Consider the following 5,903-nt stretch of genomic DNA (forward strand, 5'->3'; position numbering starts at 1 on the left):
TGGCACAGAGTATGCTTTGGGCATTTCGTCACCCACGGCATGGAGCATGCTCCGTGTGATTTTTTGGCTTGATGCCAAACCCCCAATGGCCCGTGTGTTTCTTTGGCCTGATGCCGAACCCCCAATGGATGCAACAATACCCCGGCCGGTGATTCTACACTGAATTTCCCCTTGCGTCATGTGGATATTTTTTTGACCGATCCTTCTGCCCTACTGCAACACCATTTTGGCTTTGCCGGTTTCCGGGAGGGACAGTGGCCCGTCATCGAGCGGTTGTTGGCCAAACGGTCGGTTTTGGCCATTTTTCCCACCAGCGGCGGCAAAAGTCTCTGTTATCAACTGCCGGCCATGATGCTGGACGGCCTGACCCTGGTCATCTCCCCCCTGATTGCCCTGATGAAAGACCAGATTGATTTTCTCGTCAGCCATGGCGTGGCAGCAGCCCGCCTCGACTCCACCCAGGATATCGAGCAGACACGACAGGTCTTTGCAGAACTGGCCGCCAGAAAGATCAAACTGCTCTATATCTCGCCGGAGCGTCTGGGCAACGAGCGGTTTTTGCACACCATGCGGCGGTGGTCCATCGACCTGCTGGCGGTGGACGAGGCCCATTGCATCAGCGAATGGGGACACAATTTTCGTCCCGATTATCTCAAGATAGCCCGGATTGCCCGGTCAATCGGCATTCCGCGTATCCTCGCCCTGACGGCCACAGCCACACCACCGGTCGCCCGTTCCATTGCCGAGGCTTTTGCCATCCATCCCGAGGATGTCATTCAAACCGGCTTCTACCGGCCCAATCTTTTTCTGCGTGTCACCCCGGCCCCGACAGCAGACGAACAACGTCAGGAACTGCTTCTGCAACGCCTGCGCAGTCGTCCCCCGGAACCAGCCATCGTCTATGTCACCCTGCAACATACGGCCAACAGGGTGGCCCGCTTTCTTGCCGACCATGGCCTGGCGGCCATCGCCTATCATGCCGGCATGGAGGCCGAAAAACGCCACCAGGCCCAGGATCGGTTCATGGCCTCGGACAACACCGTCGTGGTGGCCACCATTGCCTTTGGCATGGGCCTGGACAAATCCAACATTCGGGCCATTTACCACTACAATCTGCCCAAAGGCCTGGAAAGCTACGCCCAGGAGATTGGCCGGGCCGGACGGGATGGCAAAACCTCTCTGTGTGAATTGTTCGCCTGCGCCGACGACCAGATTGTCCTGGAAAATTTCACCTTTGGCGATACCCCCACTCCCGAAACCATTGCCTCCCTGCTTCAGGAGCTGTCCGGACTGGGTACGCAGTTTGATATTTCCATTGCGGAACTCTCCAACCGGCATGACATCCGTCCCCTGGTCATCAAAACCCTGCTGACCTACCTGGAACTGGAGGATATCCTCCAGGCCACCGGCCCGTTTTATGCCCAATACCAGTTTCAACCCTTGAAATCGTCTGCGGAAATTCTGGCCCGTTTCGATCCACAACGGGCGGCCTTCCTGCGCGGTGTCCTGCGCCACGCCAGAAAAAAAATCAAATGGTTCACCCTGGATGCCCATGCCACCAGTCTGGCGCTGCAACAACCACGGGAACGGGTCGTGGCCGCCCTGGAATATCTGGCGCAACAAGGGGACATTGAATTGGAAAGCATGGGAGTTCGCGAAGGATATCGCCTGCTGCAACAGCCCAAAAATCCGGAAGCCCTCCGGGATTCCCTCCTGGCCCGCTTCATGAAACGGGAACAACATGACATTTCCCGCATTCACACCATGCTCGATTTTGCCCACCACCCAACGTGCCGCACCCAATACCTGCTGGCCTATTTTGGGGAAGAGCGTCCCCCCTGCGGCCATTGTGACCGCTGCCAGCCCCAAGCCGAATCATCTTCCGGGACGATTCCTCCCCCCACCCGGCATGATCTGGGTTCAAATGCACTCCGGCAATTGCGCGACCTGCGTGCCGAACACCACCCCTCCCTGGCCACACCCCGCCAGTTGGCCCGGTTTTTTTGCGACATCACCTCCCCGGCCACCACCCGGGAGCGCCTGCGCCACCACCCCTTGTCCGGTGCCTGGAAACATGTCCCCTTTCACCAGGCCCTGACGTTTCTGGAAACCCATTGGCAGCCGTGAATTCTCCGATATTGTCCGCTTGCATTACGATACCATATTTGATACCATCATTTTCATGAACACTGCCGCCAAACTTATTGATGCCATGATAAATAACCCGTTGGACTGGCGGATTGACCAGCTTCAGACGGTAGCACAACGGCACAGCGTGATATGGCGGAGCGAAGGGGGTAGTCATTTCGCCTTCATTCGTCAGGATGGTCGCGCATTGGTCATCCCGGCCCGCAGGCCGATTCGGGCGGTGTACGTCAGGAAATTTGTCCAGTTCATCCAGAGAGAGTGACCCATGGCCAATCTTGAAGAGTACCCATTTGAAATCAGGCCTTTGACTCCCGATGAGGGGGGTGGATTTTTGATCACATTCACGGACTTCAACGAGTGCTTTTCCGACGGTGAGACCCCGCAGGAGGCCATCGAAAACGGCATGGACGCACTGAAAGAGGTTATCCTGGCTCTGCAAGAGTTTGGTTTTCCCGTGCCTGCTCCCGGTTCTGGTGGCCTCTCCGGGAAATTCATGGCCAGGGTTCCGAAGACCTTGCATGCCAGGCTCGTCACCAGAGCGCGGCGCGAAGGAGTGAGCCTCAATGCATTGGTTACAATGTTGCTGGCTGAAGGAATTGGGATGCGAGGCAAAGACGTTCATGTCTGATCAATCTTAATCAGGCCAAATTACCCATGAACCAGGTCCAGGAAATGCTGCGCCTGATGCGCGTCGATAAACCCATTGGCACCTGGCTGCTGCTGTGGCCCTCCTGGTGGGCCTTGACGGCGGCCAGACCGGGGCAACCGGATTGGACTCTCTACCTGATTTTCGGTTTGGGCACTTTTCTGATGCGCTCTGCCGGCTGCGTGGCCAACGACCTGGCCGACCGCCACTTCGATCCCCATGTCGAGCGCACCCGCGACCGTCCTCTGGCGGCCCGGCGTATCGAGGTTTTGCCTGCCCGCCTGCTGCTTGCCGTTCTCCTGTTGTGTGCGTTTGGACTGGTGCAGGCGTTGAACACCCTGACCATTCGCCTGTCATTTGTGGGGGCCGCTCTGGCCATCGTCTATCCCTATACCAAACGCTTCATCCATGTGCCCCAGTTCGTCATGGGAGCCGCTTTTGGCTGGGGAGTCATCATGGGGTGGGCTGCCGCCAGCAATACCATTCCCCTGCCAGCCTGGCTTCTGTTTGCCGCCACCCTGACCTGGGCCGCAGGCTATGACACCATCTATGCCATGCTGGATCGCGATGACGATATTCAAATCGGCGTCAAATCAACGGCGATTCTCTTCGGTCGTCATGATCGTCTGGCGGTGGGCATCCTGTACGGAATCACCCTGCTGTTGCTGCTCGTTGTCGGCCACCTCTTGCACCTGGGTCCCTGGTTCCCTATCGCCCTGTTGGCAACCCTGGGCCACATGGTCTGGCAGGTGCAATCCTTGCGTGGCTATCAACGACCCGCTATTTTCCGGGCTTTTCTCAGCAACCGCTGGACAGGCCTGATCATCCTGGTCGGCTTTGGGTTGGGATAATCATTCGGATCGACCATGGGGTTGGATCAGCCTCTCCTGACCAAGACTGGCCAGCCATCAATCCCTCATCAATACTCTATCAACAATTCATCAAACTTTCGCTCGATTCCTGGTTTATTCCTGACCTGAAATCTGTTTGATTGACAAGCATGGTCACCATTCAGAACCCTTTCCATAAAAGGATTTGACATGAATGACTTTGTTGGGGCTCCGCCCCAAACCCCGCCAGGAGGAAGGGCACAGCCCTTCCTCCTGGACCTCCATCCCAGTTTTTCAAACGTTTTACCCACTTCAACCCGTGCGGAATGAAAAAACCAAAATGACTCCATCGGTTCAAGAAGAAAAAATTCTCCTGCTGGAAGACTCCAGACTGCTGGCCAGTACCCTGAAACGGGAAATGGAAAAGCATGCTGCCTGCCAGGTCACCATCGCCGGTACATTCCAGGCAGCCAGGGAACTGGTTCAACACAAGACGCATGGCTATTCCCTGGCCATATTGGATCTCACCCTGCCCGATGCCACCCAGGAACAAATCGTGGAGTATTTCCGGGAATTGGCCATTCCCAGCATTGTCATGACCAGCCAATTTGACGAATCGCAACGCGAATATGTCTTTGCGCAGGGGGTCATCGATTTTGTTCTCAAGGATGGACCGGCCAGCCTGGAATATCTTTTTTCCCTGCTCGTGCGTCTGCACCGCAATCGGGAGGTAAAAATCCTGCTCGTGGACGATTCGCGCTCGGCCCGTGATCATATGAAAAGACTGTTACTGAAACATAATTTTCAGGTTCTGGAGGCTGCCAGCGGCAAGGATGCCCTGCAAATACTGGAACAGGATGAGCAGGTGCGTCTGGTCGTGACAGACTACAACATGCCTGGCATGGATGGCTACGATCTGACCCGATTGATCCGCCAAAAATGGGGCAAGGATCAAATGGCCATTCTGGGCATCTCCTCCCAGGGTGCCCATGTTCTCTCGGCCCGCTTTCTCAAAATCGGTGCCAACGATTTTCTCGGCAAGCCGTTTTTGGAAGAGGAATTCACCTGTCGGGTCACCCGCAACGTGGAAAACCTGGAACGCATTCAGGCCCTGGAAGAGGCGGCCATCCGGGATGTCCTGACCGGTCTGCACAATCGGCGCTTTTTACGGGATGTCGGAACCCGGCTATTTTCCGGTTTGCGGGGTGGCAAGCTCACCTTGAGCGCGGCCATCCTGGATGTGGACTTTTTCAAAAAAGTCAATGACACCTATGGCCACGATGCCGGTGATGCGGTCTTGCGCACCATGGGAGAAATCCTCAAAAAACACTTCGCCAAGGCCGATGTCGTGGCCCGGGCCGGGGGGGAGGAATTTTGTATCCTGGTGGTCAACCAGTCACCAACGACCTTGCGGGAACTTTTCGAAAGCCTGCGCACCGCCATCGAAACAGCCGAGATCATCCACCAGGAGACCACCATTCCCATCACAGCCAGTATCGGGGTTTCGACCTGCCAGGCCGATACCCTTGATGACCTGATCAATCAGGCCGATGCCGCTCTTTATGTCGCCAAACAGACCGGGCGCAATCGGGTTGTTTTCCATGCAGATCCTGAAACAATCAAGCAGGGAACTCCAAAACCATGAACTCGTCTCTGTGGGATGATAAATATGCCATCGGGATTGAATCCATCGATACCCACCATAAAAATCTGGTGCAAACCCTCGATGATCTGGTGCTGGCTGCTGCCTGTCAGGATGCAGAAAAAGTGCGAGAGGTTTTTCAGGCTGTCGAAGAATATGTTCTGGAACATTTTCGGGATGAAGAGCTGCTCATGGCCCGGGCCGGTTATCCAGACCTGGATGGCCATCATTTGCTGCATGCCCAATTCCGGCTCCGCTTCCACAAAATTGCCATGGATTTTACGGCGGGACGGGTTCCGGAAACCATCGTAGCCCTGCAACATGCCCTTTATGGATGGCTGTTTCATCATATCTACCATGTCGATCAGGATTATCGGCCCTGGGTCATACGTTTGCAAAACCAGCCATCCTCCTGACGATGACAACAAACACTTGCAGGATCAACCGTCATCCTGACAGATCATATTTGCAGTCATCCTGACTGGTCACGGGATTATCAGCTCTGGGTCATACGTCTGCAAAATCAACCACTGTCCTGACAATGAGCGCTTGCAGAATCACGTCAGCCAGACTGATCACACTTGCAAATTCAGGCCATGATGCATGCTTTTTCAGGCCATGATCATCCATTCGGCCA

General features: G+C 55.5%; 5 protein-coding genes. All 5 read left to right on the forward strand.

From position 1 onward, the window contains the following. Positions 1–192 precede the first annotated feature (192 nt). The 5 genes from HQL65_17760 to HQL65_17780 all read left to right on the forward strand — a co-directional run bounded on the left by HQL65_17760 (position 193) and on the right by HQL65_17780 (position 5,682). On the forward strand, positions 193–2,127 hold the full coding sequence (locus HQL65_17760; GenBank protein MBF0138081.1) for a RecQ family ATP-dependent DNA helicase: 1,935 nt from the start codon (positions 193–195) through the stop codon (positions 2,125–2,127). A 286-nt stretch (positions 2,128–2,413) separates the two neighbouring features. Next, on the forward strand, positions 2,414–2,776 hold the full coding sequence (locus HQL65_17765) for a type II toxin-antitoxin system HicB family antitoxin (protein ID MBF0138082.1): 363 nt from the start codon (positions 2,414–2,416) through the stop codon (positions 2,774–2,776). A 26-nt stretch (positions 2,777–2,802) separates the two neighbouring features. Then, positions 2,803–3,645 (forward strand): 4-hydroxybenzoate octaprenyltransferase, encoded by an 843-nt coding sequence (gene ubiA / locus HQL65_17770; GenBank protein MBF0138083.1) that lies wholly within the window; start codon positions 2,803–2,805, stop codon positions 3,643–3,645. A gap of 319 nt (positions 3,646–3,964) precedes the next feature. Continuing rightward, entirely contained in the window at positions 3,965–5,269 is a 1,305-nt protein-coding gene (locus tag HQL65_17775; GenBank protein MBF0138084.1) for a diguanylate cyclase, read from the forward strand. Continuing rightward, positions 5,266–5,682, forward strand: coding sequence for a hemerythrin family protein (locus HQL65_17780; protein MBF0138085.1), 417 nt, complete (start codon positions 5,266–5,268; stop codon positions 5,680–5,682). The genes HQL65_17775 and HQL65_17780 overlap by 4 nt, the downstream gene beginning before the upstream one ends. Positions 5,683–5,903: the final 221 nt, after the last annotated feature.

The sequence above is a fragment of the Magnetococcales bacterium genome, assembly GCA_015228935.1.
Taxonomy (GTDB): Bacteria; Pseudomonadota; Magnetococcia; order Magnetococcales; family DC0425bin3; genus HA3dbin3.